The organism is Nonomuraea sp. NPDC003727, from assembly GCF_053586935.1.
In genome coordinates, this window is sequence record NZ_JBSFNE010000025.1 from 37,451 (window position 1) to 63,586 (window position 26,136).

General features: G+C 69.4%; 35 protein-coding genes. 20 read left to right on the forward strand and 15 right to left on the reverse strand.

Going from position 1 to position 26,136, the window contains the following annotated elements; translation table 11 throughout:
* Nucleotides 1-7: 7 nt before the first annotated feature.
* A complete protein-coding gene (locus ACWDLG_RS39320) occupies nucleotides 8-628 on the forward strand; it encodes a transposase (RefSeq protein WP_449929832.1) in 621 nt (206 codons plus the stop codon).
* 251 nt (nucleotides 629-879) lie between these two features.
* Here ACWDLG_RS39320 and ACWDLG_RS39325 read toward each other — a convergent pair whose 3' ends face one another.
* From ACWDLG_RS39325 to ACWDLG_RS39335, 3 genes are all read right to left on the reverse strand, one after another.
* A complete protein-coding gene (locus ACWDLG_RS39325; protein WP_449929834.1) occupies nucleotides 880-1,056 on the reverse strand; it encodes a hypothetical protein in 177 nt (58 codons plus the stop codon).
* Between the two features lie 327 nt (nucleotides 1,057-1,383).
* Nucleotides 1,384-1,941 (reverse strand): NADPH-dependent FMN reductase, encoded by a 558-nt coding sequence (locus ACWDLG_RS39330; protein ID WP_449929836.1) that lies wholly within the window; start codon nucleotides 1,939-1,941, stop codon nucleotides 1,384-1,386.
* Nucleotides 1,938-3,557, reverse strand: a complete 1,620-nt coding sequence (locus ACWDLG_RS39335) for an alcohol dehydrogenase catalytic domain-containing protein (RefSeq protein ID WP_449929838.1) — start codon at nucleotides 3,555-3,557, stop codon at nucleotides 1,938-1,940. Before ACWDLG_RS39335 ends, ACWDLG_RS39330 begins: the two co-directional genes overlap by 4 nt.
* Nucleotides 3,558-3,647: 90 nt before the next feature.
* Here ACWDLG_RS39335 and ACWDLG_RS39340 point away from each other — a divergent pair, with 90 nt between their 5' ends.
* Both ACWDLG_RS39340 and ACWDLG_RS39345 read left to right on the forward strand, forming a co-directional pair.
* Nucleotides 3,648-4,580 (forward strand): AraC family transcriptional regulator, encoded by a 933-nt coding sequence (locus tag ACWDLG_RS39340; RefSeq protein WP_449929840.1) that lies wholly within the window; start codon nucleotides 3,648-3,650, stop codon nucleotides 4,578-4,580.
* Nucleotides 4,581-4,882: 302 nt separating this feature from the next.
* On the forward strand, nucleotides 4,883-5,053 hold the full coding sequence (locus ACWDLG_RS39345) for a hypothetical protein (RefSeq protein ID WP_449929842.1): 171 nt from the start codon (nucleotides 4,883-4,885) through the stop codon (nucleotides 5,051-5,053).
* Between the two features lie 82 nt (nucleotides 5,054-5,135).
* Here ACWDLG_RS39345 and ACWDLG_RS39350 read toward each other — a convergent pair whose 3' ends face one another.
* Nucleotides 5,136-5,576: a hypothetical protein gene (locus ACWDLG_RS39350; RefSeq protein ID WP_449929844.1), complete on the reverse strand. Its 441-nt coding sequence runs from the start codon at nucleotides 5,574-5,576 to the stop codon at nucleotides 5,136-5,138.
* A gap of 845 nt (nucleotides 5,577-6,421) precedes the next feature.
* On the opposite strand from ACWDLG_RS39350, the gene ACWDLG_RS39355 reads away from it, so the two are divergent.
* A complete protein-coding gene (locus ACWDLG_RS39355) occupies nucleotides 6,422-6,595 on the forward strand; it encodes a hypothetical protein (RefSeq protein WP_449929846.1) in 174 nt (57 codons plus the stop codon).
* A gap of 220 nt (nucleotides 6,596-6,815) precedes the next feature.
* Here ACWDLG_RS39355 and ACWDLG_RS39360 read toward each other — a convergent pair whose 3' ends face one another.
* Nucleotides 6,816-7,295, reverse strand: coding sequence for a MarR family winged helix-turn-helix transcriptional regulator (locus ACWDLG_RS39360; RefSeq protein WP_449929848.1), 480 nt, complete (start codon nucleotides 7,293-7,295; stop codon nucleotides 6,816-6,818).
* A 131-nt stretch (nucleotides 7,296-7,426) separates the two neighbouring features.
* Between ACWDLG_RS39360 and ACWDLG_RS39365 the strand changes: the two genes are divergently transcribed.
* From ACWDLG_RS39365 to ACWDLG_RS39375, 3 genes are all read left to right on the forward strand, one after another.
* Nucleotides 7,427-7,837: a putative quinol monooxygenase gene (locus ACWDLG_RS39365; RefSeq protein ID WP_449929956.1), complete on the forward strand. Its 411-nt coding sequence runs from the start codon at nucleotides 7,427-7,429 to the stop codon at nucleotides 7,835-7,837.
* Nucleotides 7,834-8,223: a YybH family protein gene (locus tag ACWDLG_RS39370; protein WP_449929850.1), complete on the forward strand. Its 390-nt coding sequence runs from the start codon at nucleotides 7,834-7,836 to the stop codon at nucleotides 8,221-8,223. Before ACWDLG_RS39365 ends, ACWDLG_RS39370 begins: the two co-directional genes overlap by 4 nt.
* Before the next feature lie 208 nt (nucleotides 8,224-8,431).
* Nucleotides 8,432-9,498 (forward strand): IS630 family transposase gene (locus ACWDLG_RS39375; protein ID WP_449929852.1). Its coding sequence is split into 2 segments (ribosomal slippage): nucleotides 8,432-8,801 and nucleotides 8,801-9,498, totalling 1,068 coding nucleotides; the frame shifts between segments, so codons are not numbered across the junction.
* Nucleotides 9,499-9,653: 155 nt separating this feature from the next.
* Here the strand turns inward: ACWDLG_RS39375 and ACWDLG_RS39380 are convergent.
* Both ACWDLG_RS39380 and ACWDLG_RS39385 read right to left on the reverse strand, forming a co-directional pair.
* Nucleotides 9,654-10,013, reverse strand: a complete 360-nt coding sequence (locus tag ACWDLG_RS39380) for a hypothetical protein (RefSeq protein WP_449929854.1) — start codon at nucleotides 10,011-10,013, stop codon at nucleotides 9,654-9,656.
* A 21-nt stretch (nucleotides 10,014-10,034) separates the two neighbouring features.
* Nucleotides 10,035-10,820, reverse strand: coding sequence for an SDR family oxidoreductase (locus ACWDLG_RS39385; RefSeq protein ID WP_379575548.1), 786 nt, complete (start codon nucleotides 10,818-10,820; stop codon nucleotides 10,035-10,037).
* Between the two features lie 104 nt (nucleotides 10,821-10,924).
* On the opposite strand from ACWDLG_RS39385, the gene ACWDLG_RS39390 reads away from it, so the two are divergent.
* The 5 genes from ACWDLG_RS39390 (at nucleotide 10,925) to ACWDLG_RS39410 (ending at nucleotide 14,369) form a co-directional block, all read left to right on the forward strand.
* Nucleotides 10,925-11,437, forward strand: coding sequence for a winged helix-turn-helix transcriptional regulator (locus ACWDLG_RS39390; RefSeq protein ID WP_449929857.1), 513 nt, complete (start codon nucleotides 10,925-10,927; stop codon nucleotides 11,435-11,437).
* Nucleotides 11,438-11,568: 131 nt separating this feature from the next.
* The gene (locus ACWDLG_RS39395) at nucleotides 11,569-11,949 is read left to right on the forward strand and encodes a DUF6283 family protein (protein ID WP_449929859.1); all 381 of its coding nucleotides are present in this window, start codon (nucleotides 11,569-11,571) and stop codon (nucleotides 11,947-11,949) included.
* Nucleotides 11,950-12,152: 203 nt separating this feature from the next.
* Nucleotides 12,153-12,371, forward strand: coding sequence for a hypothetical protein (locus ACWDLG_RS39400; RefSeq protein ID WP_449929861.1), 219 nt, complete (start codon nucleotides 12,153-12,155; stop codon nucleotides 12,369-12,371).
* A 739-nt stretch (nucleotides 12,372-13,110) separates the two neighbouring features.
* Nucleotides 13,111-13,767: a C39 family peptidase gene (locus tag ACWDLG_RS39405; protein ID WP_449929863.1), complete on the forward strand. Its 657-nt coding sequence runs from the start codon at nucleotides 13,111-13,113 to the stop codon at nucleotides 13,765-13,767.
* A gap of 17 nt (nucleotides 13,768-13,784) precedes the next feature.
* Nucleotides 13,785-14,369, forward strand: a complete 585-nt coding sequence (locus ACWDLG_RS39410) for a hypothetical protein (RefSeq protein ID WP_449929865.1) — start codon at nucleotides 13,785-13,787, stop codon at nucleotides 14,367-14,369.
* 59 nt (nucleotides 14,370-14,428) lie between these two features.
* Here the strand turns inward: ACWDLG_RS39410 and ACWDLG_RS39415 are convergent, their stop codons facing one another.
* The 3 genes from ACWDLG_RS39415 to ACWDLG_RS39425 all read right to left on the reverse strand — a co-directional run bounded on the left by ACWDLG_RS39415 (nucleotide 14,429) and on the right by ACWDLG_RS39425 (nucleotide 15,846).
* Entirely contained in the window at nucleotides 14,429-14,707 is a 279-nt protein-coding gene (locus tag ACWDLG_RS39415; protein WP_449929958.1) for a hemopexin repeat-containing protein, read from the reverse strand.
* Entirely contained in the window at nucleotides 14,605-15,231 is a 627-nt protein-coding gene (locus tag ACWDLG_RS39420; RefSeq protein WP_449929867.1) for an SRPBCC domain-containing protein, read from the reverse strand. The genes ACWDLG_RS39415 and ACWDLG_RS39420 overlap by 103 nt, the downstream gene beginning before the upstream one ends.
* Before the next feature lie 99 nt (nucleotides 15,232-15,330).
* Nucleotides 15,331-15,846, reverse strand: coding sequence for a DUF3237 domain-containing protein (locus ACWDLG_RS39425; protein WP_449929960.1), 516 nt, complete (start codon nucleotides 15,844-15,846; stop codon nucleotides 15,331-15,333).
* Between the two features lie 246 nt (nucleotides 15,847-16,092).
* On the opposite strand from ACWDLG_RS39425, the gene ACWDLG_RS39430 reads away from it, so the two are divergent.
* Both ACWDLG_RS39430 and ACWDLG_RS39435 read left to right on the forward strand, forming a co-directional pair.
* The gene (locus tag ACWDLG_RS39430) at nucleotides 16,093-16,461 is read left to right on the forward strand and encodes a TniB family NTP-binding protein (RefSeq protein WP_449929962.1); all 369 of its coding nucleotides are present in this window, start codon (nucleotides 16,093-16,095) and stop codon (nucleotides 16,459-16,461) included.
* Nucleotides 16,458-16,628, forward strand: coding sequence for a hypothetical protein (locus tag ACWDLG_RS39435; protein ID WP_449929869.1), 171 nt, complete (start codon nucleotides 16,458-16,460; stop codon nucleotides 16,626-16,628). Before ACWDLG_RS39430 ends, ACWDLG_RS39435 begins: the two co-directional genes overlap by 4 nt.
* A gap of 199 nt (nucleotides 16,629-16,827) precedes the next feature.
* Here ACWDLG_RS39435 and ACWDLG_RS39440 read toward each other — a convergent pair whose 3' ends face one another.
* Nucleotides 16,828-17,100, reverse strand: coding sequence for a hypothetical protein (locus tag ACWDLG_RS39440; protein ID WP_449929871.1), 273 nt, complete (start codon nucleotides 17,098-17,100; stop codon nucleotides 16,828-16,830).
* A 108-nt stretch (nucleotides 17,101-17,208) separates the two neighbouring features.
* Here ACWDLG_RS39440 and ACWDLG_RS39445 point away from each other — a divergent pair, with 108 nt between their 5' ends.
* The 4 genes from ACWDLG_RS39445 to ACWDLG_RS39460 all read left to right on the forward strand — a co-directional run bounded on the left by ACWDLG_RS39445 (nucleotide 17,209) and on the right by ACWDLG_RS39460 (nucleotide 20,927).
* The gene (locus tag ACWDLG_RS39445) at nucleotides 17,209-18,441 is read left to right on the forward strand and encodes a sensor histidine kinase (RefSeq protein WP_449929873.1); all 1,233 of its coding nucleotides are present in this window, start codon (nucleotides 17,209-17,211) and stop codon (nucleotides 18,439-18,441) included.
* On the forward strand, nucleotides 18,429-19,067 hold the full coding sequence (locus tag ACWDLG_RS39450; RefSeq protein ID WP_449929875.1) for a response regulator transcription factor: 639 nt from the start codon (nucleotides 18,429-18,431) through the stop codon (nucleotides 19,065-19,067). The genes ACWDLG_RS39445 and ACWDLG_RS39450 overlap by 13 nt, the downstream gene beginning before the upstream one ends.
* 168 nt (nucleotides 19,068-19,235) lie before the next feature.
* Nucleotides 19,236-20,588, forward strand: coding sequence for an erythromycin esterase family protein (locus ACWDLG_RS39455; RefSeq protein ID WP_449929877.1), 1,353 nt, complete (start codon nucleotides 19,236-19,238; stop codon nucleotides 20,586-20,588).
* A gap of 132 nt (nucleotides 20,589-20,720) precedes the next feature.
* The gene (locus tag ACWDLG_RS39460; protein WP_449929879.1) at nucleotides 20,721-20,927 is read left to right on the forward strand and encodes a hypothetical protein; all 207 of its coding nucleotides are present in this window, start codon (nucleotides 20,721-20,723) and stop codon (nucleotides 20,925-20,927) included.
* 587 nt (nucleotides 20,928-21,514) lie between these two features.
* On the opposite strand, the gene ACWDLG_RS39465 is transcribed toward ACWDLG_RS39460, so the two are convergent.
* Complete coding sequence (locus tag ACWDLG_RS39465) at nucleotides 21,515-21,811, reverse strand: putative quinol monooxygenase (protein WP_449929881.1); 297 nt, start codon at nucleotides 21,809-21,811, stop codon at nucleotides 21,515-21,517.
* Nucleotides 21,812-21,825: 14 nt separating this feature from the next.
* Nucleotides 21,826-22,866, reverse strand: a complete 1,041-nt coding sequence (locus tag ACWDLG_RS39470) for an aldo/keto reductase (RefSeq protein ID WP_449929883.1) — start codon at nucleotides 22,864-22,866, stop codon at nucleotides 21,826-21,828.
* A gap of 155 nt (nucleotides 22,867-23,021) precedes the next feature.
* Between ACWDLG_RS39470 and ACWDLG_RS39475 the strand changes: the two genes are divergently transcribed.
* Entirely contained in the window at nucleotides 23,022-23,900 is an 879-nt protein-coding gene (locus tag ACWDLG_RS39475; protein ID WP_449929885.1) for a helix-turn-helix transcriptional regulator, read from the forward strand.
* Between the two features lie 525 nt (nucleotides 23,901-24,425).
* Here the strand turns inward: ACWDLG_RS39475 and ACWDLG_RS39480 are convergent.
* Nucleotides 24,426-24,797 (reverse strand): DUF2267 domain-containing protein, encoded by a 372-nt coding sequence (locus ACWDLG_RS39480; protein WP_449929887.1) that lies wholly within the window; start codon nucleotides 24,795-24,797, stop codon nucleotides 24,426-24,428.
* 183 nt (nucleotides 24,798-24,980) lie between these two features.
* Nucleotides 24,981-25,400: a hypothetical protein gene (locus tag ACWDLG_RS39485; RefSeq protein ID WP_449929889.1), complete on the reverse strand. Its 420-nt coding sequence runs from the start codon at nucleotides 25,398-25,400 to the stop codon at nucleotides 24,981-24,983.
* Nucleotides 25,401-25,426: 26 nt separating this feature from the next.
* Between ACWDLG_RS39485 and ACWDLG_RS39490 the strand changes: the two genes are divergently transcribed.
* Nucleotides 25,427-26,116, forward strand: coding sequence for an ABC transporter permease (locus tag ACWDLG_RS39490; protein ID WP_449929891.1), 690 nt, complete (start codon nucleotides 25,427-25,429; stop codon nucleotides 26,114-26,116).
* The last annotated feature ends 20 nt before the right edge of the window (nucleotides 26,117-26,136 follow it).

Below are 26,136 nucleotides of genomic sequence, written 5' to 3' on the forward strand. Positions count from 1 at the left end.
TCACGGCATGGAAGGCCGCGCACCCCTCGGTCAGCGGCCTCGAAGGCAACTACGCGCTGCGGGAGATCGTCAACGCGATCCGCTACCAGGGATCCCGCACGATCTGCCGCCCAAGGGCGCGACGTACTACTACTTCGCCAAATGGCGCGACGACGGCACCGAAAAGACGATCCATGACCTGCTGCGCCGGCACCTGCGCGAGAAGAAGGGCCGATCAGCCGACCCGAGCCTGGTCGTACTGGACACCCAAAGCGTCCACGTCGCGGCTGGCGTCCCCGCCGCCGCGACCGGCCGGGACGTCGCCAAGAAGGTGCCGGGACGCAAGCGAGGCCTGGCCGTAGACGTGCTGGGCCTGGTCATCGCGGTCGTCGTGCTCGCGGCCTCAGCCCACGAGAACACGGCCGGGATCGCCCCGCTGGACCAGGCCGCCGTCGTCACCGAGGGCAGCGTGACCGAAGCGCTGGTCGACCAAGGGTTCAAGGACACGGTCGTCGCCCATGGCGCCAGCCTGGGGATCGCCGTGGACATCGTCGAACGCAACCCCGCCGACAAAGGCTTCGTGCCCCAGCCGAAACGATGGGTCGTCGAGCAGACCTACGGAATCAGAAAAGGGCGTCAGCTCACGTAACGCACTCTGACATCAAGGTTCATGCACCCGCGATCGTCGGCGAAGGGCCCTGGTGGCCGCATGATTCCATGCGAAGAGCCCCGATTCCTCGGGGCCCGTTTTCCTGCGTCACTCGCGGATGATGTCGACCGCCGGCGACAGGAATGCAAAGAGGCGTCGGAGGTATGGCCTCCGACGCCTCTGCGTTTCTCTGCCGGCGGGTTTTCACCTTTTCGGTAATTGTTTCTTGGGTTGCGAATGTTCATCCTTTGTCAGTGGATGCCGCTGCTGCCATTGGCTGCGCCGTTGGCGCTGCCACCGCCGTCGAGCTGGACCACGTGAGCGGGCACGGTGGCGGCACCGGCGGGCTGGGCGGCCAGCGTCACGGGTGCGGCGAGGGCGAACATCGCTACTGTTCCGGCTGCGAGAACGTGCTTCAGGCTGGTCATCGAGATCACTCCATGTCGAATCAATTGTGCCCTGGGTGTGAGACCCGGGCTGGTGTACCGGAATTGTGTGATGAATCCGGTTATTTCGTGATAAGCGTTGCAACCATGTGGTCGAGGCCCCTATTCCGCGACCGCTGTGGATTTCCGATAAAGGGGCATGCGCAGACCTTTGTTTGACGTATCACATGCGCGAGTATTCGCCGGGAATGGCGACGGTCACGCACATGGGGAGCCGCCCGCCTCCTGGTCAAGGAAGCAGGCGGTTCTGTCACGAACACGTCAGCCTCGGCTGAGGCCGTTCGCCACCGGCGGCAGTGACGCGGCACCTCACGCTCTGAGTGGTCGCAGCGCCGTGCTCCACGAGACCACCTGGTCGAGCAGCTTGCTCAGCATGTCGTCCTGGTGCGCGGCGGGCTTGAAGGTGGTGAAGTCCTGGAAGTCGGCGTGCAGGTGCAGTTCCACGGCCGCCTGCACATCGGCCACCTTGACCTGGCCGAGCACCTGCCGCAGGTGCTCGGCCGCCCGGACACCACCGCTGACGCCGTAGCCGACCACGCCCGCGGCCTTGTCGTGCCACTCGGCGAACAGGAAGTCGATGGCGGTCTTGAGCGCGCCGCTGGTGGAGTGGTTGTACTCGGGTGTCACGAAGACGAAGCCGTCGAGGCCGGCGATGGTGCCGGACCAGGCCTTGGTGTGCGGGTGCTCGTAGACACCGGTGGCAGCGGCGAGCGGCTCGTCGAGGTGGGGCAGGTCGTAGTCCTTCAGGTCGACCAGCTCGTAGTGCGCGTCGCCGCGCCTGACCGCGTGGTCGTGGACCCATCGGGCGACGGCCTCGCCGTTGCGTCCCGGCCGCGTGCTGCCGACAATGATGCCAATTCTGATCATTTCTCTACCTTCAGGATGACTTTTCCGCGAACAGCGCCGCGCTCGGCGGCACGGTGCACGTCCGGCAGGGACTCCAGCGGGCGCGCGTCCGCCTCGACCTTCACCACGCCCTTGTCGATCAGCGCCACCAGCTCGGCCAGCTGGCCCGGGTCGTTGCGGGCCACGAACCGGACGGCACGCGGATGCTCGATCGGCTCGGTGATCGAGACGAACCGCCTGGCCAGCCCGGTCACCGACGCGGGCACCCCCGGCACCAGGTTGATCAGCACGTCGCTGCCGCCCGGCAGGCCGGTGCTGGTGTAGTCGACGACCTCGTCGGCGCCCAGCGCGCGTACGGCCGCGGCGCTGCGCGGGCTCGCCGTCGCCACCACGTGCGCCCCCGCGTGCTTGGCCAGCTGGACCGCGAACAACCCGACACCGCCACCGGCCCCGTTGATCAGCACCCGGCTGCCGGGACCGATGCGGGCGTGCTCGAAGACCGCCTGCCACGCGGTGAGCCCGGCCACCGGGACGGCCGCCGCGTCCGCCAGCGGAATCCGCTCCGGCGCTCTGGCCAGCAGGCCGGCCGGCGCGACCGCGTACTCCGCCGCCGCCCCGTCGATGAGCCCGATCACCCGATCGCCGGGCGCGAAGTCACCCGCCCCGGTGACCACGGTGCCCGCGACGTCCAAGCCGAGCGTGTACGGCAGCGTGACGGGGAACACGCCCCGCAACAGGCCCATGCGCAGGCCGACCTCCGACGGGTTGAACGAGGTCGCGGCCACCCTGATGAGCACCTCGTCCGGCCCGGGCCTCGGCACCGGCACCTCGTCCAGCGAGATCACCGAGGCGTCGCCGTACTCGTGGATGCGGGCGGCCCGCATGGTGCCGAGGAAGCCGGCGGCGTGCTCGCTCGCCCACGCCTCGAACGTGCTCGCGGGCGCTCCGGTGATCTCCTGGAAGGTCCTGGTGGTCGGGCCAGGCTCGGCCAGACCGCGCAGCATCTCGTCCACGGCCGCCGGCGGCAGGCCCAGGCCGAGCAGCCGCTGCCTGGACTCCTCCGGAGGCTCCTCCTCCCAGCGCAGCGGCCGGCCGATCGCCGCGCCGATCGTGCTCGCCTGCTCGCGCCGGGTCAGCGGCCGGGGTCCGGTCAGCGTGTAGACCGCGCCGTGGTGCCCCTGGTCGAGCAGCGCGCGCACCGCGACGGCAGCGACGTCCCGCTCGTGGATCGGGGCAAGGGTCGCCTCGCCGTACGGCTGCCGCACGACGCCCGCGCGGACCTGCTCGGCCCACCGCAGGGTGTTGGCCGCGAACGCGTGGGGGCGCAGCACCGTCCACTCCCGCGCCGTCCCGGCGATCAGGCGCTCGATCTCGACCTCGTGCGGGCGGGCGGCGGCCGAGGACAGGTAGACCACCCGCCGGGCCCCGATCAGCTCCAGCACCTCGCGGGCGCCCTCGGCCGAGGCGAACGGCCACAGCAGGAAGACCGCGTCCACGCCGTCGAGAGCCGCCCGGAGCGCGGCCGGGTCGGTCAACTGCCTCGTCACCGTGCGGACGTCGGCGCCCGCGTGTTCCAGTTGGGTCACCAGCGGGCGGCCGATCGTGCCGGTCGCCCCGCTGACCAGGACTCTTGTCATGCCGTCAACCGTAGGAGGCCGGTGGAAGACAGCCAATACGTTTCCATCTCCGATTCATACGCCATCGTCTTCGTAGCTAGACTTGGTTCCGTGGACGTGCTGAGCGACGTGATCGCCTCGATGCGGATGGGCCGGCCGCGATCGGCCCGGGTCGAATGGTCGGCGCCCTGGGGTCTCCGGTTCCCGTCAGCCCCGGGCTCGGCGGGCTTCCAGGTGGTGCTGCAGGGGTCGTGCTGGGCCGTCCCGCCTGAGGACGAACCGATCCCCGTGGGCACGGGCGACGTGCTGTTCTTCCCGCACGGGCACGGCTACGCGCTGGCCGACTCGCCCACCAGCCCGATCGCCGAACCCGACTGCGACCCGTACGGGGAGGCCGAGCTGTTCGCGTCCGCCTCCATGGAGGGCACGGGGCCCGTCACCGTCACGCTCTGCGGCGGCTACCAGCTCGATTCCAGCCGCGCGCATCCGCTGCTCAGAGGGCTGCCCGAGATGATCCACCTGCCTGCCAGGGTGGGGCACAACACCGAGCTGCGCGCCGCCGTCGAACTGCTCGGCAAGGAGATCGACGACCCGCGGCCCGGCGCGGACACGGTGGTGTCGGCACTGCTGGACATGCTGCTGCTGTACATCCTGCGCGCCTGGCTCGACGCCTCGACGGAGCACTGCAAGGTCGACAGCTGGGCCGCCGCGCTGGCCGACCCCGCCATCAGCACCGCACTCGACGGCATCCACCGCGACCCCGCCCACCCCTGGACGGTCGAGTCGCTGGGCCGCCGTGCCGGGCTGTCCCGCGCGGCGTTCTCCCGCCGGTTCACCCAGCTCGTCGGGCAGCCGCCGCTGACCTACCTGACCTGGTGGCGGCTGGGCACGGCCGCGCGCATGCTCCGCGACTCCGACGCCGCGCTGAGCGAGATCGCAGCCACGGTAGGCTACGGCTCGGAGTTCGCCTTCGCCAACGCCTTCAAACGCGAGTACGGCACGGCCCCAGGCAAATACCGCCGACAGGGCTGCCCAGCGGCGTAACCCCGGATGCCCTGACGAAGCCGCCGCTCGGCGAGACGCCCAGCGTGGCCGCGGGAGCCGGTCGACCTGCCCTTCCACCCTCCTACGGCCACGGCCGCAGGAGGGTGGCCCGGGGGCATCCGCCCGGCCGCCCGCGAGCCCTCTCGCCGCCGACTGACGTCGGCCGCCCTGTCTGCTGCTGGGCGCTCCTCCGCAGCTATCTCCGCGAACAAGAGGGGTTATCTACATAGATGTCCCTTTAATGCGGATTTGTTCGGGTAGAGCGACGACTGCGGAGAGGCAGGCCTGAGGGGGATGGGCGCATGCTCACCACGGCGTTCGTCATCCTGGTGGCGCTCCCGGTCGGGGGTTTGGCCTTCCTGCTGGCCATGGCCGCGCTGGAGGCGGCCGTCTTCGGCTACCGCGCAACGTCCACGCCGGAACAGGGCCCGGAGCGGCCACCCAGAACGGCGCCGCCACAGGGCGAACCGTAGTTTCCGTACGGCGGGCCGCCGGCCGTGGCCCCGCCCGGGACAGCCCTGTCAGGCTGATCGGCGGATCGTGGACCTGCGGCGGTCAGGGGATGACGTCCGCCACGATGGTGGCGGCGGCCTTCCGGCAGGAGGAAAGCCGCCCGGTGGTGTTCGCCTGAGCGGCGGAGTTGCTGGCGCAACGCCACCCGCCGACGGTCGCCACCCCCGCACTGCCCTGCTTGGGAGTGTCGGCTTGGTAATAGGAACGGAAGGTCCGAACGGCCGCCCGGCAGTCGGCGCGTCCTTCGAGAATCGCGACCGCGGCCATCGGGCCGCCGTTGGGCGGCTGGATCTCACCGCACACGGTGCCCGGCCCCGCCAGCACGGGCCCGCGCTCCGGCACGCTCTTCCTGGGTGCCGGCGACGTGGAGACGGCGAGGTCGGTGGTGGGGGAGGCCGGCGCGGTCCGCCGCTCAGGTTCTTCCCGGCAGGAGCTCAGCGAGAGCATCAGCAGCAGAACGCAGACAGCGGCACGTGTACGCACGGGCGCGAAAGGCATGAGGGTCCTTCCTCTTCGTTCGTCGGACATGGACCCTCGCCATCGGGGTCAGGCGCTGCCGCCAGCCTGCTCCACGGCGGCGCCCACCGCGAGTAACAGGAATGCCGATCTTCATAAGAATGCTGCCATGCGGCAGCGTGACCTCGACTGGGGCGCCCCCGCTTCCTGGTCCGATCGCCTTGGGTGTCGTGGAGCGAGGCGCGCGGCGGCCGGTCGTGCAGCGAGGCGCGGCAGCCGGCCCGATGTCGACCTGGTCGCCGCATGCACACGTCGGGGCCATCATCCGATGCGCCGCCGCTCTCGGGGTCGACGCGATCATCCTCTCGCCCTGTTGTGCTGACCCTCTATAGAGAAGGTCGGTCAAGGTGTCGATCGGCGCCATCTTCGCGATCCCTTACGCCCGCATGGAGAACTGGTATGAAGGGTTGGAGGGGGACGGGGTGTCCTCGGGCTGGTTGCGGGAGGCTGACGAGCAGGGTGCATTCCGATGAGTCCCGCCGCGATGGAGGCGCCGGCCACGGCCGCGGACCGGCAGCTTTCTGGCGCGGCGGGCGGCCTGGGCCACCGTCATCTCTCCGGCCAGGATGCTCAGCACGATCCGGACCTTCTCATCGACCGGGAGCGCGGGGGGTTGGGGCATCACGGACTCCTTGGTCAGAGGACAAGCATGGACCTCTGCCAGAAATCATGACGCGGGACACATCTCCGCCGAGTCGTCCCGGACCGACACCGTCTCGCGCACCTACCCGGCAGGCAAGCGCGTGGCCGAGACTCTGGTACAAGGAGGACAAGTACGTCCTGACACGGCTGGACGGCACCCCACTCACCGCGTGGGTGGTGCGCGACCCGTACACCTGCATCACCGACGCCTACCCCCGCTGATCGTCAAGCACTCCGGCCAGGTCGTCGACATCGCGGGCGCCAGGGGTGTGATCCGGTGGGTCGCCGGCGCCGGCGACCACGAGAAGTTCGAGCTGCAGCCCATCAGCGACGCCAACTGGTAGCTCACAAGGCCCCGTTGTGTGAGCTCGCTGGTATCAACCCAGCCGCGGAGTACTACCGAGGGAGTGACTACGGCGATTACGAGGAGCCTCCTGGATCAACTCGCAAGGAGTTGTTCAGGCAAGCGCGGAGTGCGGCTTTCGACACCGAGGAGCGGCACCCCGTAGCTGGCGGTGTCAGCCAACCGGGCTCGAAATGCACTGATCAGACTCCCGTCCTGCGTCATCCATCGGAGGGCGACTTGGCGGCGGAGAGTAGGCGCAGGGCCACGAGCAGAGCGGAACGCTGCCGGTCGGACAGCGTCCCGAAGATCTCATCGGCCGCAAGCTCGTAGTCATGCAGCCATGCCTGCGCTCGTTCGTGTCCGAGGTCCGTGACGGCCAGCCGGGTGGCGCGTCCATCGAGCGGGTCGGTGCACCGCTCCAGGAGTCCCTCGCGGACGAGGGCGTCGACCAGCGTGGAGGCGGTGCCCTGGGTGACGCCGATCTGGTTGGCGAGCTGGGTGACCCGCTGCGGGCCGGACCGGATCAGCGCTACCAGCAGGTGAGCCCGGGGCATCGACAGATCGTGGCCGGCCAGCCTGCTGGTGAGTCGGCCGCCGAGCAGTTTCGCGGTGCGGCCGAACTCGTCGGCCAGATCGACGGCGCTCACCGGGTACGGCGGATCGCCGAGGTCGGCCGATCCGGCCTGCTCGCTGGACACGCCTCCCGCCCCCCTCCCGTTACATGTGAGCCAGGACTTGCTCATATTACATTGATGCCATTACATTGAAGTCAATGCATTGATCCCAATGCAACGACTCCAGAGTCCCTCCTCAGGAGGAAATGCCCGTTATGCCCCCTATATCCGCCTTCGATTCCGGGTCGGACCCAACCTCCGCGTCCGCGGGGGATCGAGTGGACGCCGCTCCGGTGGTGGCCCTGGTCGAACTCCACGCTCGGCCCGAGGCCAGAACGTCCCTGCTCGACGAACTAATGGTGATCAGCCGGCAATGGGCTCGCGAGCCGGACTGCCTCGGTGCGACAGTGTTGTGCGACCCCACCGACGATGCCCGCCTCCTGGTGCTGGAAACCTTCACCTCCGCACGGGCACTCGCCCTCCACCGCGAGCTGCCGAGCACCCGGGCGTTCGTCGACCGGATCCGGCGCCATCTCACGGCCGCTCCGAGCGCAACGACCTGGGCTGTCGAATCGCAGCACCACCATGCCCGTCAACCGATCCAATCGCTTGGGAGTCCATCATGACCGCGGCGTCGCAGCCAGAAGAGATCAACATTCGCTGGGCCGAGGCCTTCAATGCCGGTGACCTCGCCTCGATGCTCGAGCTGTATGAGCCGGACGCGGTGCTGGTGCCCGGGCCGGACCAGGCTCCCATCACCGGACTGTCCGCCATCGAAGAGTCGCTGCGCCGGCTCCTCGGCCTGGGCGGGACGATCACCTTCAAGCCCCGCTATTGGGTACGGCACGGCGATCTGGCCATGGGCGGCATCGACTTCCACCTCGTCGGCGGAATCGATCCCAGCGGAGGTCCGGTCGAGCTGCGCGCCGGAACCGCCGAGGTCGCCCGCCGCCAGTCCGATGGCAGCTGGAAATACGTCTTCGATCACCCCTTCGCCGTGCTACCCAGCTGAGTAGCGTTGCCCGGACTGCCCCCGAGCGGGACCGCATGGTCGTTGCCGCCCCAAGGCGCGCGACCATACCCAGGAGTTCGCGGCGCTTCAAAGCCCGCCAACGACTTGCAGGTCAGTCTGATCATGGCAAAGCGGCTGCTAGAGATCTTTAACGGTGCGGGTTACGTCCGGTCGTGACGGGTGTCGTGGGCCGCGCTATGCCGGAAGAATGAGGTATCCCGATGGCGGTGGATTGACGGCCGTGGAACGGGCTCGGCGTGAGCAAGTCCGGCTCGCAGCCGCTGACCTGATCGAAGCCGGGGCCAGTGACCGGGAGGTCGCCCGGCGGTTCAGAGTGACCCGGATGTCGGCGAATCGCTGGCGACGGGCATTGGCTTTGGACGGTCGGCAGGCCTTGGCCTCCAGGGGCCCCGGCGGCGCCCGTTGCAAGCTCGATCCGGGACAACTCCGCGTTCTGGAGACCGTGCTGGATGCCGGACCGGTCGCGTCCGGCTGGAGTGACCAGTGCTGGACGCTGGTCCGGATCGCCGAGATCGTGCTCCGCCGGTTCGGCGTCGAGTACACCCTGGCCGGCTCTACCTGCTGCTGCACCGCATCGGCTGGAGTGTGCAGGTGCCCTCCCGCAAGGCCACCGAGCGGGACGAGGCGAAGATCGCCGCCTGGAAGGACGAGCAGTGGCCCCTGATAAAAAAGAAAGCGGCGGACTTGGGCGCCTGGCTCTGCTTCGAGGACGAGGCCGGCCAGGGCCTGAGGCCGCCCAAGGGTCGCACCTGGGGCCGACGGGGCCACACCCCGGTGGTGCGGGTTACGGCCGCAGGCACCAAACGCGTCTCCATGGCAGCGCTGATCTGCACCAAGGCCGGCCGCAGATCACGGCTGATCTACCGCATCCACCTCGACCGCGGTCCCGCTAAAGGCCGTCGCAAGGGCTTCACCGAGACCGACTACGCCCACCTGCTGGATGCCGCGCACCAGCAGCTCGGCGGCGCCATCGTCCTGGTCTGGGACAACTTGAACACGCACGTCAGCCGCGCCATGCACGAGCTGATCGCCGCCCGATTATGGCTGACCGTCTATCAGCTGCCGCCGTACGCTCCCGAGCTCAACCCCGTCGAGGGCGTGTGGTCGCACCTGAAGAGGTCGCTGGCCAACCTCACGAAACACAGCCTCGAGCAGCTCACCGCGCTGGTGAAGACACGGCTCAAACGCATGCGGTACCGCTCCCGCCTCCTCCAGGGTCTCATCGCCAAGACCGGGCTCGGCCTCCAACTGTGACTGAGCACCGTACTTGGATCTGACCGCGCTTCGGTGCCTCCTACGCCGGGGCACGTACCTGGGGGCACCTGCACCAGGCGGAGGCTTCATGAAAGCGCGGCCAAGCCGCCGGACGGAAGGGCTCATCCGAGTGCGGGATCGAGACGCCCAGGCGATCAGGTCTCGATGACCAGACGCTCGATCAGGTCGTCGCGGAGGGCGAACTGATAGCGCAGGTCGACACTGCCTCCAGGGAAGTTGCCTTCGAGGTGGTGTGTGGCGACGTAGTGGGTCGGATCAGTCTGCTGCGCATCGGTGAGCTCGATGGTGTAGGTGAATTCGGTGGCGGAGCGGTTCAGCCACTGTTCGATTGCCGTGGCGCCCTGGTACGTCCTGCCGTCGTCGGTCACGGTGGCGTCGCTGGTGAAGGCGGTGACTGCGGTGGCGGTGTCGTGGTCTTTGTGGGCCCTCAGGTAGCGTGCGATCGTCTCGGGCAAGTCGCTCGGGGCGATGGTGTGGGGCTGATGGCTCGGCATGACGGTCCTCTTAACTGGGGCTCAGACGGTGGGGGTGGTGCCGCCATCGATGACGTGTTCGGCGCCGACGATGGCCGAGGCGCGGTCGGAGACGAGGAAAGCGACGAGTTCAGCAACTTCCTCCGGTCGGTTGGGGCGGCCGAGGGGAATGCCGCCGAGCGAGTCCATGAGCCGCCCCAGGGCGGCTTCCTGCGTGACGCCGGCCTCCTGGGCGATCCGGGCGACCAGGTTGTCGGCGGCGGTGGTCTGGATGAAGCCCGGAGAAACGGTGTTGACACGGATACCATGTGGGGCGACCTCGTTGGCCAGGCCCTTGCTGTAGGTGGTCAGCGCCGCTTTGGCTGCTGCGTAGGCCAGGGTGCCGTTCCACAGTGGCATGCGGCGCTGGATCGAGGTGACGTGCAGGATCACGCCCTTGCCGCTCGCGATCATGCCAGGCAAAAGGCCGCGGTCCAGGCGGACGGCGGCCAGCAGGTTCACGTTGAGCTCTTTTGCCCAGTCCTCCTCGCCGAGCGCCGCGAATCCGCCGGCCGGCGCCTCGGAGCCGCCGAGCGTGTGGACCAGGACGTCGACACCTTCCAGGCGTGCTCCCACTTCGGCGATCACCCGGTCGGCCCCTTCGGCGGTCGACAGGTCGGCGGCGATGAAGGTCTTATCCTCGACCTTGTCGGGGCGGCTGCGGGCGGTGACAAGCACGTCGGCGCCTGCCTCGGCGAGCCGCCGGGCGATGGCGGCTCCAGTGCCCTTGGTGCCGCCGGTGACCAGGGCGCGGCGGCCTTCGAGTGATTCGTTGATGGGGCTGGTCATGGTGTCTTCCGATCCCTGGTGCGCACATACGGTGCGACGCTCGGTTACTGCTAAAGTAGAAGCTACTGACTTCGACTTTAGCAGTAACCGAAGGGATGGTAACCGTGGTGAGCCGCATCAGGCTGGAGGACCGGGAGTGCCCGCTGTCCACGACGGTGGAGCATGTCGGCGAGTGGTGGACGCTGCTGATCCTCCACGACGCCTTCGATGGCTACACCCGCTTCGATCAGTTCCATGAGAACCTGGGCATCTCCTCGAGCATGCTCTCGGCCCGCCTGAAGTCCCTCGTGACGGACGGATTGCTGGAGCGTCGGCCTTACCAGACCAACCCGGTCCGCCGCGAGTACGTGCTGACCGACCTCGGGCGCTCCCTGCGCCCGGTAATCGTCGCCCTGGCCGCGTGGGGCAATTCCCGGCTGGAGCCGCACGAACGCAGCATGATTCTCGTCGACGCGGAAAGCGGCGAGGAGGTCGAGCCCGTGGTCGTTGACGCCAGGACCGGCCGCCGACTCGACGACAGCCATGCCTACGTCTTCGCAGCGGGTCCTGCGGCCAGCGACGCCATGCGCAACCGCTACGCCCACGGGCGACCAACGGTCCCAACGGCGGGTACGTAGGCGGGCCACGGACCGCTCGCCCGCATCCCGAGCCATCGCACAGCCTGTATCCGCCCGGTGCCGAGATCCGGGTATGCCGCGCCGAATGCCACTGGCCCACCACGTACAACACCGCGTCCAGCGAGGAGGACATGATGCGGCTGCGCCGCGCGCAGCGGGGCGTGATGCGCCGCGACGACACCACGGCCGCCGACGTGGCACGGCTGACCTCGGCGCCGCGCATGGCCTGCCACAAGGACCAGCCGGACACCGCCCACCCCTTCCGCCTGTGCGCCGGCTGGCTGGCCGTGGTCGGACCGGAGCACATCGGTGTCCGGATGAGCCTGCTGCACGGACGGCTGCCCGGCGGCGCCGTCGATCCGGCCCGGTGCCACTGGCCGCCGCTGCACGCCTCGCTGCCCGAGCTGCTCGCCCGCCGCGATGCCCAGCTGGCCGCCAGTCCGGCCCGGCGTGACACAGGGGGCGGCACTCGAGCAGCCGAGCGGCCCCACACCGCCCAGGACAACAGATGATCAGCCGATCCGGGCCACCGCCGACCTCGGCGTCATGTCCGCCGCGGCGCCGACGGGTCCGGCGAGCGGCGATGTGATCGAGCCGACCGCGGTACATGCCCCCGGCAGCGCTCCGGAAGCTGGGGACGGCCCCTGCGGATCCGACCACCCGCCGGACCGTCAACCTCCAGCCAGCATCGGGACTGGCACCGCCGGCGCCGCTGGTGGCCAGCGTCGGCGACATCGCCGGACTGCGGCCGCGCCGGGCCCGGCACGACGGCGGCGAGGTACCCGGCGCCGACGTCGACCTCGTCGACGCCATGGACCGGCTCACCTGGAACGTGGTGGCCGCCTGGCTGGCCGACTCCCCGCCGGCCAGCACCCGGCAGACCCGGCTGCAGGTGCTGACCGCGTTCCTGCGCTGGCTGCTGGGGTGCCGGTAAGAAACGTGTCATGAGCCCCAAATGAGCGTGATCCGGACCTCGCCGCCGCCTGAGAACGACCTCGTTCAGGGAGAACCGGGTCGTGGACCCAGGTCGTATCCGGTGGGCCGGGGTCGTCGAGCAGGCTCGTCTGGTCATCACCACCTACGAGGGCGGGGCGAGGCTGCGCCAGAGCCTCGCCGTCGCCGGCGGCCCCTGCCGAACCACCGGGCGCGCAGGTCGCGACCGGCTGGCCCGAGCACCGCGGCGACCTCGAGGACGCGTCTCGACGTTATCGCCTGGCTGACGCTGTCACACATGCTGCGCCGGTGGCCGGATGAGGCCACGAGACGGCGACGTTCACGGCAGTCCTCTTTCGAGGCTGATGGGGCGGGAGTGGCAGAGCCGATGCGATCTCCCTGTGCGACCAGGCCGAGGCTTGGGCGCTTTCGACCCGGACCTCGCGGTTCGCGCCAAGGGGACAAGTCCGTGCGGGGGCGCTGCTGGTCGCGGCCGAGCGGAAGCCGAGACGTAATGAGCGGCCCGCAATTGAAATGTGAGTCCCACTCTGTTTGTTTCGGTCCAGCCTGACGGATTGTGACTATTGTGAGCGCAGTTGTGGCTCTCTAACGTCAGCGGCGTGGGCCCTCCCGGGCCCCGGTCAGGAGGCGCAACGGTGGGGCTTCTACGAGAAGACGGCGGCGACGTAACCGGCCTAGTGAAGGGATGACGTCGCGTGTCACAACCAGACGAGAGCGTAATGGTCAAGAGTCTCGGCTCGACATACTGGCGCTGGCGTCAATACCAGGAAAAAACACTCTGGTGTTGGAACGCGACGACGATCAGCATCGCGAACTTCTACGCCAACGCGCAGGTTTGGACCCAGTGCGGATTCGCCGCCGCAGTCCTCAACAGGGACGACTCCAGGCTCGCCGACCAGCGACCGTTCCGCTGCTGCCCGGATGGCGAGTTACGCGGGGACTGCAACCAGGGCTGGTGGCCGGATTTCGGGCCGCTGCAGCAAGCCGGGGTCCAGGTCCCCGTTGCCGACGGTGACAGATATTCCGTCGACGCGACGTGGGTGGGCAACAGGTGGGTGGAGGTGAGAAGGCTCAGGGAGTTGACGAAGAACGAGGTCAAAGCGGAGATAGACGCCGGACGCCCAGTCATGATGAACATCGGCTGGGGTGGCGGCCTCTCCGGCCACATCGTCAACATCTGGGGGTACAGCTACCGCCCGCAGACCGGTGAGCTGGTGCACGTATGGGTGCATGACCCGTGGGAGGACACGGGCGGGGTATACGCGGGCATGGAGGACAGCCCCATCATGTGGATCGCATGGGAGACGCTCTTCGGCGGTTACCCGGGCGGCGCGAACGGCACCTGGAACCGGACCTTCAAGACTCGCCGAAACTAGCCTCAGGGAGCTTTGCAATGCCGTTGAACATGCCTGAACCGCCGGGACGGATCCGGGACGAAACACGCTCCCAGCTCGGCCTAATCGCCAGAGCCGGCGGAGAGGGCCCGAAACTGCTGGGCGAGATCGCCCCGGATGACGTGGAGGTGTCCACCCCACACCGGGTGTTCGCCCTGCTCGTCCGAGACATCGAGGCCGGCGGCGGCCTGGAAACGGCGCAGCCGGTGGGCTGGCGATTCCTGCTGGAGTCCGGCGGCAATGTGCTCGCCGGCGCCGAAGTCTCCGAGACGCCGGAACGCACCTTCCCGCCCACGTTCTACAGAAGCTCATCCGTTGGAGCCACCGCGACCGCGGTCAGAGCCGCACGAGCCCTGCCGCAGCTCCAACTGGCTGGGTTCGATCTCCGACTCCTGCGGATCCCCGAGCTCTACCAGGTTGCCCTGTGGTTGCACTCACCCAACACCGATCTGCTCATACCGCTGGCACCCTCCCCGATCGGGCGCGAGGGCCAGGTCACACCACCACCGGTGTTCTTCCGGGAACTCGCCGCCCGTGCCCAGGAGTACAGAGCCCGCCAGCCCCGCGACCGGGAGCCGACCTAACGCCATACGCTCGACTTTCGGGCCTACGCTGTCGTGCCAGCGTGCCGGGCGCCTCTCGCTCAGACCGTGAGGTCCTGTGCGAGAGGCGGGTGAGCGGTGGCCGGCCCGGGCTGGAAGCTCTGCTTGCGGACGCGCATGTAGCGGTCGCCCTTGAAGACGCAGAACACGGTGAAGGCGCCGACAAGGCCGGGAACCAGGCAGGCGGCCGACAGGCCGGAGTCGAAGGTGGTGTCCTTCAGGTCGGGGAAGGCGACGGAAATGTCCCAGGGGCCGCCGTGGAGCACCGTTTCGTTGCGGACGTCGTAGCGGATGACCTGGTCGCCCTTGAACAGGTAGATGTCGCTGAAGCTGCCGGCGACCGGACAGACCGCTTCGATGTCGCTGGTGAAGATGGTGCCGCGCAGACCGGGCCACTCCGTGGCGATATCGTTGACGCCGCCGTGTTCCTCCTCGTCGGTGTCGTAGCGGACGTACCGGCTGCGCCGGTTCGCGGGCTGGTGGCCTGGTCGATGCCAGGGTCACCCGTGATCCGCTGGCGTGCGACGAAGACATCCGGCTCGAAGTACTCGATGAATACCGCATTGGTCGTCACCCGGGTAGTGGGATCGTTGTCACGGACCTTGACGTGGTGGTGACGTCCGCCGAGCCGCAGATCGGACGTGACCGTATCCGGCTCCACGTGCGAACCGGGACTGCCGCGCCACTGCGCCATCTCCTCTGGAGCCGTCCAGGCGCGGAACACCTCCGGCCGCGGGTAGTCGTACTGCCTCTCCGTCACACCTTGGTGTCGCCTCCGGACATGCCCCTTCCTGGCGGCGACACGGGCAGTATGAGCCGGATCCGGCCGTCCAGGCGCATGCATTCCGAGCGTCGCCGCAGCTTCTGCCCCCTGAGCTCCGGAGCGAGCCGGCGGTCACGGACGGACACCGACAGGGCGGCCGTTCCGCTGCCGCAGGGCGGGCTAGAGCACCTCGTACATGCGGATCGCGACGACGTCCTCGCTCTCGCCTTCGGGGCGGGCGAGTCCGACGAACACGGTCTCGGCGAGCCATCGGTGGGCGGCGGCGTCGGTACGGAAGACGGGCGAGGTCCGGTAGTAGAGGCCGGCGTGCGTCACCTGGAGGCCCTCGTCGTGCTGGTCCGGGCTTTCCGGACCAGGCCGGTAGTAGCCGCGGTTGACGATGTCGATGACCGCGCCGTCGTCGGCCTGGATCAGGTAGCGCGCGTCCAGCTCGCACACCTCGCCGCGGGTGCTGTGCCAGTCACCGCCTCCGGGGAGCACCGTGCCGCGCAGCCGCGGGCCGGTGACGGTTCCGCCGACGATCGGGGTGAACTCGGTGCGTTCCCCGTCGCCGTGGCCAATGTGCAGCGTCGGCGCGATCTGGGCCCGAATCTCGAAGGCGAAGGCAAGCGACGGCGCGAGACACGGTGGAGACTCCCCGGCGTGTTGGACGTGCGAATGAGCACCCCAGGGTATTCACAGCCGCCGGACGCCCCCTCGCCGCACCCCCGGGGCGATGTGCGGTGCGCCCCGCGGTCACTGGCCAGCTGGAACCTCGCAGGCAGGCCGATCCTCCGCGCGAGATCGACGAGGTGCTGCGCATCTTGCCGACCTCGTGACAGCTGGCCGACACACCAGGGGTGATACGCGGTGCGGTCCGGCCAGCGAACGTGTGTGAGCCGTACTGGCATCCACTCCGCGGGGCACTGACATCAGCTGAAGATCCCGCTGGTGGGAGTCGGCGCCCGGGACGCCTACCTGGCGATCCGATCGGACGATCAGCTGGAGAACCGGCTTGAGCCGTTCGTCCTGCCGCGATGGCAGACCGATGAGGAGGCACGGTCACTGCTGGCCAGCTTCGCCGCGGCGTTCCCGCTGCGCTCGCCGTCGCCGATCGCCACACCGGAGATGGCCGAACACCTCATCACCCGCAGTGAAGGCACGATCGGTGAGCTGACCGCGCTGCTGACCAGCGCGGCCGCCGCGGCGATCACCTGCGGCGAGGAAGCCGTCAACGACCGGACCCTGCTGCTGGTCGGCTCCAGCGGACCGAGCGAGCGGCGGAGGCTGTTCGAGCGCGAGCTGGCGTGATCGACCTGACGCTGCGGCGGTGGCCGATGCATCCGGCACCCGCCCCGGGAGAGGCACTGACCTCCTGGCTGGAGCGCCTGGCGGGGTGCTACGAGATACAGGTCTCCTGTCTGCTCCGGCACGGTCTCGGCGTGGGCCCGCGGGTGCTCCAGGACTCGGCGTTGTGAGCTGGGGAGACGTCGCTCATCGCGTTATCGCGCAGCCCTGGGCCGGACTCATCCCCGAACACCTGGACCGAAACCCGGCCCCCAGTGAGGATCGGCTACACACTGCGACCTGCGGGAACGCCCCTGCCCTTCCTTCGGTGATAGCTATCCGAGCAGTGGGCCTACTTCTTGGTGACGCCGGTGAGGGTGACGACGTGGTTCATGCCTTGCGCCTGCTCACGTGGTGCACGATGAGGGCGGCGATGCACGCGACGGCGACGCCGCCCGAGGCCAGGCCGAGCGGCCAGGCGCGGCCGATGCTGTTGGCGATCAGGTTGACGACCGCGCTGGCCATCAGGACGAGCCAGAGCAGGGCGCGCAGCGCGAGAGCGCCTTTGCTCAGCGCGTGCTTGCGCGCTGCGTGCCGGGAGGTGGTGGGCCGCGGCGTGGCGCGGTCGGAGTCAGGGCTGGAGATGCGATAGGGGTCGGTCATGGCCAGAACCCTAGAAACGGGCCCGATCTGCGGAAATCCCGCACGCTGCCGAGCCGTGGTACAGCGGGCTGGAGCAAGATGTGTCCCCTTTCACCTACCATGGCGCCCGTGTTGCGGGGAATCCTTGAAAGTCTGGAACGGCTGGCCGGAGGGCTGGGCACCGCGTTCATGGCCGTCGTCGTCGCGCTGTGCTGGCTGGTGGTGGCCGCGTTGAGCCTGGTCGGGGTCGGGCTGGCGCTGGTGCCGGCGATGATCGCGATGACCAGGGGCGCGGCCGAGTGGGAACGCAGGCGCCTGGCCGGCGCGGGTGTCGAGATCGTCAGCCCGTACCAGATGTCTGCCGAGCAGTTGCCCCGAGGCTGGGCTGCCAGGATGCGGGCGGCCCGTGCCGACCCGGCGACCTGGCGCGATCTGGGCTGGCTGGTCCTCTACGCCGTGGTGGGCCCGGCCTGCGGCCTGATCGGGCTGCTCATGCCGGTGGCGGCGCTGCGGGAAGTCACCTACCCGGTCTACTGGCAGTTTCTGGCGCGCGAGGATCAGCTCACCAACTTCGCCGTCCCGGTCACCACCTGGCCGGGCGCGATCGCCACCTCGGTGATCGGCCTGGCCGTCGTGGTCGCCCTGATCCGCCTCTTCCCTGCGCTGGCGCGCCTGCAGGCGCTGCCCGCCAGGAAACTGCTGGTCCCGCACGCCTCGATCGACTTGTCGCAACGCATCGCGCAGCTGACCGTGACCCGCGCGGGGGCGCTGCGCGCGCACGCCGTCGAACTGCGCCGGATCGAGCGGGCCCTGCACGACGGCGCGCAGAACCGGCTGAACGCGGTCGTGGTCACGGTGGCCGCGGCCGAGCGTGCTCTGCAGCGCGATCCCGCCCGGGCCGCGCACGCCCTGGAGCGTGCCAGGAGCGCGGCCGAGCAGGCGTTGGCGGAGCTGCGCGGCGTGGTGCGCGCGATCTTGCCGCCGATCCTGGAGGACAAGGGGCTGGCCGGCGCGCTGGACGCGCTGGCCGCCGGATGCTCGGTGCCCTGCCGGGTGCGGGTGGGTGAGCTCGCCGTGGTGCCGTTGTCGGTGGAGAGCGCCGCCTACTTCACCGTGGCCGAGGCGCTGACCAACGTGGGCAAACACAGCGGCGCCCAGCACGCGGAGGTCCTCGTCGAACGTGTCGGCCCGGTGCTGCGCGTCCAGGTGCGTGACGACGGCAAGGGCGGTGCCCGCGATGACGCGGGCACCGGGCTGGCCGGCGTCCGCCGCCGCGTCGAGGCCCATGACGGAACAATGACGCTGACCAGCCCCGATGGGGGGCCGACTGTGATCGAGGTGGAACTGCCGTGCGAGTCGTGATCGCTGAGGATGACGCGCTGCTGCGCGAGGGCCTGGTGCTGTTGCTGAGCGGGGAGGGCATCGAGGTGGCCGCGGCCGCGAGCGACCCCGAGGGGTTTCTGGCCGCGGTCGAAGAGCACCGGCCCGATGTGGCGGTGGTGGATGTGCGCATGCCGCCCACCCACACGGACGAGGGCATCCGGGCGGCCGTGGCGGCCAAGCGCCTGCAGCCGGGCCTGGGGGTCCTGGTGCTGTCGGCGCACGTCGAGCAGGCGTTCGCGACCGACCTGCTGGCCGACGGCACGCACGGGGTCGGCTATCTGCTCAAGGAGCGGGTCGGCAAGGTCGAGCAGTTCCTGGAGGCGCTGAACCGGGTCGCCGGTGGCGGCACCGCCATCGACCCGGACGTGGTGGCCCAGCTGTTCACCCGCCGCCGCGACCCCCTGGAGGAGTTCACCCCGCGTGAACGTGAGGTGCTCGCGCTGATGGCCGAAGGACTGGGCAACCTGGCCATCGCCGACAAGATGGTGATCACCGAGGGGGCGGTGCACAAGCACATCCGCAACATCTTCGCCAAGCTCGGCCTGGCTCCCAGCGACCGTATGGACCGCAGGGTCGCCGCCGTGCTGCGCTACCTCGGCGCCTGAAGCGGCCTCTGCCACCCGGCCTCAGGGAAACGGCCTTGTGAGCTGGACCGCGGGCGGCGTGCGGTAGCCAGCACCACCATCGACCGGCCAGCGGGCGGGATCGAAACCGCCCGCGCCGCTCCCTACGTTGGTGATTGCTTCATCCGACACCCAACGTAAGGATCTGTCTTGTCGAGCAACACTCTGCGTCGTACCGTGCCGGTCACCCTGGCGCTGGCGGCCTGTCTGACGAGCCTGAGCGCTCCGGCGTTCGCCACCCCCGCCCCCGCCGGCGTCTCCACGGCGGCCGTCGGCGCCGGCCAGGAGCGGGTGGTGGCGGACCTTGAGCGCAACGCCCAGGAACTGCGCGGCACCGTCCCGAGCGGTCAGTCCCGCGACCTGCGGGCGTTGTCGGCGATGACCAAGGGCGCCACCATCGTGGGGATCGGCGAGGTCACGCACGGCTCGAAGGAGCTGTTCACGCTGCGGCACCGGATGTTCCGGCACCTAGTGCAGACCCAGGGCTTCACCACGCTGGCGCTGGAGGCGACCTGGTCGGCCGGCGTCCGCCTGGACGCGTACGTGCGCACCGGCAAGGGCGACCTGCGCACGATCATGGCCGAGGAGTTCCAGCAGTCCTACGGCGCGTGGAAGACCCAGGAATGGATGGACCTGTATGAGTGGATGCGCGACTACAACCGCACCGCCTCACGCAAGCTGCGCGTGATGGGATTCGACATCGGCGACGTCCACCCCGAGCAGTACCGGCGCATCCTCGCCTGGGCCGAGAAGCACGAGCCGTCGCTGGAGCCCGAACTGCGTCGCCGCTACGCGGGCCTGCTCGCCCTGCCCGCCGGGGTGGCCGAACGGATGAACGCCCTGGCCACACTGCCGGCCGAGCAGCGCGCCGCCCTGGCCGGCGACGCTCAGGCCGCCTACCGCCTGCTGGACGACAGCGGAAAGGTGAGCCCGACGGTCCTGCAGGAGGCCCGCGTCATCGTCCAGATGACCACCATGTACGCACTGGACGGGTCGGCCCTGCACCGTCACCGTGACCGGGCCATGGCCGAGAACACCGTGTGGTGGCAGCGCCACACCGGCACCAAGACCGTGGCGGCCGCGCACAACGGGCACATCGGCTACGTCTCGGCCTGGCCCCACCAGTACCCGGTCACCCAGGGCGCCGTCCTGCGCTCCCTGGCCGGCACCTCCTATGTGGCGATCGGCACCACCATCCACAGCGGCCGCTTCCGCGCCATCGACCCCAAGACCGGCCAGGTCGCCGTCTTCGACACCGGCGCCCCCGTCCCGGACAGCAGCGAGGCCGTCCTGGACCGGGTACGCTACCGCGACTACTACGTGGACCTGCGCCGCGCCGGCCGTACCCCGTCCACCCGAGCGTGGCTGGACACCGCCCGTCCGACCTTCACCATCCCGGCCACCTACGTGCCCGAGCAGTTCAACCGGCCGCTGGCCCTGGGAGCGGCCTTCGACGTGATCGTGCACCTCAACCGGGTCGAGGCAGCCACCCCGCTGCCCTAACCCTCCTTCCTGCGGGCTGGCCGGCCGATGGTGGTGCGGTAGCCAGCACCATCGGCCGGCCAGCCCGCGGGATCGAACCGCGCCCCCGCCCATCCCTACGTTGGTGATACACACCAACACAAGGAAATACGCGTGAACACGATGAGGGCGCTGCTGACGGTCGAGACCGTGACGGCAGGCCTGGCCCTGCCCGCCACCAGCCCCGCGCAGGCGGCCAATGGCGCGCTCGGCCGCTTTCACCAGCAGACGGTCGCCTGGCAGTGGTGCGCCGACCAGAGCCTGGCCGAGGCCGTCGCCGAGATCACCGGCATCCTCGCCCCGCCGCGCCGTACCCACTGAGATCCGGCCGCCCCGAAAACCAAAAAGCGACCCTCAACCGCGAAGCGCGGAGATCGAGGCGCGTCAGATCAGTGAACTGGACTTCGGGAATCAGTGCAGAGGACTACGGGAATCGAGACAGGGGAGCGCTCGTCACACCCCGGATCCTCTCAGAAAACGGTCTCCGGAGTTATTGAAGACCGGAGGTTATTGAAGCGAGTTTTTGAAGATCTCCGCCCCAGGTCGTCACCTCACCAATGTGTCGATTTCCGAAGTCGGCTGGACAGATGTCCAAAGTCCTGTGCACACACCGGTCCGTCGTCAGCGATGCACAGGGCGGGCTGTCTCTTTTGATCGGTTGCGATAGGCGCGTTGCTGGCAGGCTCGGGAGCAGTAGCCGGGGGGTCGTCTGGTGGCAGATGCTGCACCGCGGGGTTTCGTCACACCGCTGGGGGTGTTCTCGAGTTTCACTGACCTGGGACGACGAAGTGAGTTACAGATCGCTTCCCACAGACGGGTGATCGTTTCCCGCCGCCGATCAGCTGTGCAGACGGCTTGCCGGAACAGGCCGTCGCCGGGCACGGGATGCGTGCCCGGCGGTGGCTCGTTCATACGGTCGGGGCTTCGACCAACGTCCGAATGGTCAGGGGTTCGGCGAGGATCTGGTCGAGTACCTGCCGAGCGTGGTGGAGGTGGGGGGTGGTGAAGTGTTCGTCGAGGGCTTGCCGGTTGGCCCATTGCTCGACGACCACCATGCGGGCGGGGTTGTTGGGATCGGTGTAGGGCTGGTAGGCCATGCAGCCGGGTTCGTCCAGGGATGGTTCGATCATGGCCTCCAGCGCTGTGCGGAGCCGGTCGTGTTGCCCGGGTGCGGCGAGGAACTCAGCGATGACGACGAGAGACATGGCCCCGGTCTCCTTCATGCGTGGCGGGCGGGGCCGCTGCCCGCGCCGGAGACCGTGATCGCGGTGGCGATCTCCTCGATGTCGGCAGAGGTCAGCTCGAACGATCCCGCGCCGATCCAGCCGTCCACCTGGGCGGTCTTGCGTGCGCCGACGATGGCTCCGGTGATGCCGGGCCAGGCGAGCACCCAGGCGATGGCCACTTCGGCCACGGTACGGCCACGGCGTTCGGCGATCGGCCACAGCGCCTCGGCGAGCTGGAGGTTGGCGGTCAGGCCGGTCGTGAAGTCGGCGTGCGCGGTCCGCCAGTCCTCGGCGGGCAGGCCGGCCACGCGCTCGGCGGAGAAGGCCCCGGTGAGGAGGCCGGACTGAAGCGGCGAATAGGTGATCACGCCGGTCTCATGCGCGCGTGCCCAGGCGATCTCGGCCGCGGACGATCGGTTGATCGCCGAGAACGGGGGCTGGATGACGTCGACATGGGCGATCTGCTCGGCGGCTTCGAGCAGGTCGGGCGCGTGATTGGACAGCCCGATCGCCCGGACCTTGCCCTCGGCCTTCAAATCGGCCATGACCTGCCAGTACTCCTCCAGCGGCGTGGCGTTGGGCGACACCGCCCCGAAACCGCCACCGGCGTACTCCAGCGACTCGCCGGTGTCGGGGTAGTGCACCTGGTACAGGTCGATGTGGTCGACGCCCAGCCGCCGCAGCGAGTCCTCGAGTTCGCGACGGACGCTGGCGGGCTTCATGATCCGCCGAGGTGCGGCCGACGGGTTGTCGGGGTCCCAGACCAGGCCGACCTTGGTGAAGATGTACGGGCGGTCGGCTTGGGGCAGGTCGGCGATAGCTTTGCCGACCAGTTCCTCCGAGTGGCCCAGGCCGTACACCGCGGCGGTGTCGATCCAGTTGACGCCCGCGTCCAGCGCGTGGCGGATCGCGGCGACCGACTCGGCGTCGTCGGTGGCGCCCCAGCTGAAGGTCCAGCCCGAGCCCGACACGGCCCACGAACCAAAGCCCAATCGGGTGATCTCCATGCCGGTACGGCCAAGTAGGACAGTCATGAGTGATGCGCTCCTGTGAATCGGAAAGCCGGAACCGTTCCGGTGGGTTCCCACCCTCGGCGTTTCACGGCGGCTCAGACAGTGCCCAGCACTGCCTAGGCACACCCTGACCAGGATCACTTGGGTCTCGGCCGGTGATACTAGGAGGCATGGTCTTGGATCGACGCGCCGAGCTGGGGGAGTTCCTCCGATCCCGTCGGGCCCGGCTCCGGCCCGAGGAGCTCGGCCTGTCCTCCTACGGGGCGCGGCGCCGGGTCCCTGGACTGCGCCGCGAGGAACTGGCCCAACTGGCCGGAGTCAGCGTCGACCACTACATCCGGCTGGAGCAGGGACGCACCCTGCATTTCTCAGTGGAGGTCCTCGACGCGGTAGCCCGTGCGTTGCGACTCGATCCGGCCGAACGCGCGCACCTGCACCGGCTGGCCCGCCCTGCGCCCGCCGCGCCCCCCGAGACCGCGGACGACCGCCCGCCCCTGCGGCCGAGCATTCGCCGGTTGCTGGCCTCGATCGACAACGCCCCTGCCTACCTGGTCGACCGCAACACCAACGTGCTGGCCTGGAACCGACTGGCGGCAGCATTGATCACCGACTTCGGCGCCATCCCCGCCGCAGAGCGCAACATGGCCCGGCTGGTGTTCCTGGACGAGGGCGTGCGCAACTTGTTCGCCGACTGGCGGGCGCGGGCCCGCGACGTCGCGGGCTTCCTCCGGATGGACGCCGCCCACCGACCGGTCCCCCCGTCCACCCAGACCCTGATCGACGAGCTTTCCAGCGTCAGCGCCGAGTTCCGTGAAATCTGGGCTGAGCATGAGGTGAGGGACAAAAGACACGGGCACTACCGGTATCGGCATCCGCTGGTCGGCGAGATCGAGCTCACCTACGAGACCCTGCGGCTGCCGGACGATCCTGGATTGGCCCTGATCGTGCACACCGCCGAGGAAGGATCACCCGCCCAAACAGCGCTCCAGCTTCTTGCCGTCTGGGCCGGGCAGGGCGAAGAAGAAGGTCACAGATCGGGGTCCGGGGGCTCGTGATCGGTCGGGGTGGGCGTGAGGAGGTCCGCGCACGGCTCGCACACCGAGACACGGACCGGGCGCGGTGGCCTCGGCGGCCAGGGCGCGCCCGTCATCGGGCAGCCAAGCGCAGTCATCGCCGCAATCGCACGCTTCGACCACGGCGGCGGCGAGCGCGAACCGCACGCAGGCTGCCTGGTACAGGCCCGTGAGCACCAGCGTCTGAGCGTCCAGGACCGTCCGGTAGCGTGCGAGCGCAGCGTCGTAGGCGTCGGCGGCCTTGTTCGGCCGTACCGCGATCCGGGCCGATTCCCGCTTGGCAGGCACGGGAACCTGGTTGGCGACGAACGTCAGCCGGTCGTGCTCGGCCAGTGTCTCGGCGAGCTGCTCAGGTACGGGCCCTTTGAGTAGTCCTCGGTGCGCTCGGCGGCGACGTACGGGGGTTCCCGCTCGGTGAGCCGCTCCCACGCGGGCTGCCTCGTGCACGTCCACGGCGCAACCTCCGCCCGGCGCCGTGCGCTGAACCCCTCTGCGGAGGGCATGTCGTCAGATTGGCTGTGGGCGGCCGAACAGCAGGTCGTAGCCGGGCGGGAGCTGCAGCAGGATCCGCTTCATCAGGTCCTCGCCCGCGGTGTCGGCCACGACGCTGAGCACGGCGCTGACGTCCCACGTCGCGGTCTTCTCCGTGGCGCCCTCGATCCAGGCCGCGGTCGCCCGGACGAACCGCTCGGGCGTCAGCGGTTCGTAGGCCGGCAGGGGGTTGAGCAGGACCAGCGCCAGCGTCTCGGGGAGCCAGGCGGCCAGCTCGTTGCGCACCTCGCCCACCAGGTGCGCGCCCAGCAGGGCCAAGACGACGCGGGAGGCCTGCTCCGCCTCCTCCCGCGAGGGATATTCGCCGCGCTCCTGGATCGCGGACAAGAACGCCTCCCACCGCATCCGCATGATGCCCCTTCCGATCCGACGGCCGCCGCAGCGGCGGGCCTGGCACGCGGGACGAGAGCCCCCCATCCCCGGTTCCGGCCCGTCACGGCTGACCGGCACAAGCCCGCACAGTAACGCCGAGCCATCCCCAGGTCCGATACGTCCCCTCACCGGTGACCGCTAACCGCTACCGACCGCATCACCCTGTCCACCGCGGCCGGCGACGTCATCCGCCGGGCCTGCGCCGACCTGGAATTTGGTGCCGCGGTCGTCCTGGACACCGAGATCACCGGCCTGGACGGCGTCGGCATCGAGCGCGCGGTCATCGACGCTGCTACCGGTCACGTCCTGCTCCACCCCGACGGGGTCGGCGTCGAGAACGGCGCACGAGCCGTGCACGGCATCGGTGATCTGCTGGCGGCGCCGCGCTGGGAACAGGTGCTGCCGGACTTCCTCGACGCCGTCGTCGGCCGCCGGAGGATCAGCCGGGTTCGGAATCAGTCGCGGTCCGGAAATCACAGTGGCAAGGTCTCGGGCGCCGGCCTGGAAGAGGCCCTGCTCCAGCTCACCTTCGCCAAGCGCTGACCTACTGACATCCACCAGAGGAGTGCGTAATGTTCAGCTTCGTGAGGTTTGAGATCTTCCGGGCTCTCCGGAATATCCGATACCTGCTCCTGCTCGTGGTCATGCCCGTCGGGCTCTACCTGATCTACGGCAGGACCTCCGACTCGGCGTTCGCCATGGTCGCCATGGCCGTCTACGCCGCCGCGGGCGGAGGGCTGATCGGTTCCGGAGGCGGGGTCGCGGAGGATCGGATGCGCGGCTGGCTGCGGCAGCTCAAGGTCACGCCGCTGGCCGATCGGCACTGGCTGGCCGGGAAGATCGTGCAGGGCATGCTGATGATCGTCCCGGGAGTGGCGGGGGTCGGGGTCGCCGCTGTGACCGTCGGCGGGGTTCACCTGGCCGCCGGGCAATGGGCGGCGTTGCTCGGCCAGCTCGTGCTCGGCTCGCTGCCCTTCGCGCTCCTCGGTCTCAGCCTCGCCCTCACGCTCAAGGGCAAGACGGCGCAGATCGGGCTGGTGGTGATCTTCTTCGCCCTGGCCGCGCTGGGCGGCGTCATCGGCTCGGGTACGCTGCCCGCCGCGCTGGCCGCGATCCAGCCCTACCTGCCCACCTACAGCTTGGTCCAGGCCGGATACGCGATCATCGGCGGGCACGGTCCGCAGGCCGGCGGCCTGGCCGTCCTGGCTGGCTGGGCCATCGCCGCCGCGGCGGCCACGCTGGTCCAGTGGCGGCGGGAGTCCCATGCCCGGTGAACGTCGCCGACGCGGAGGTC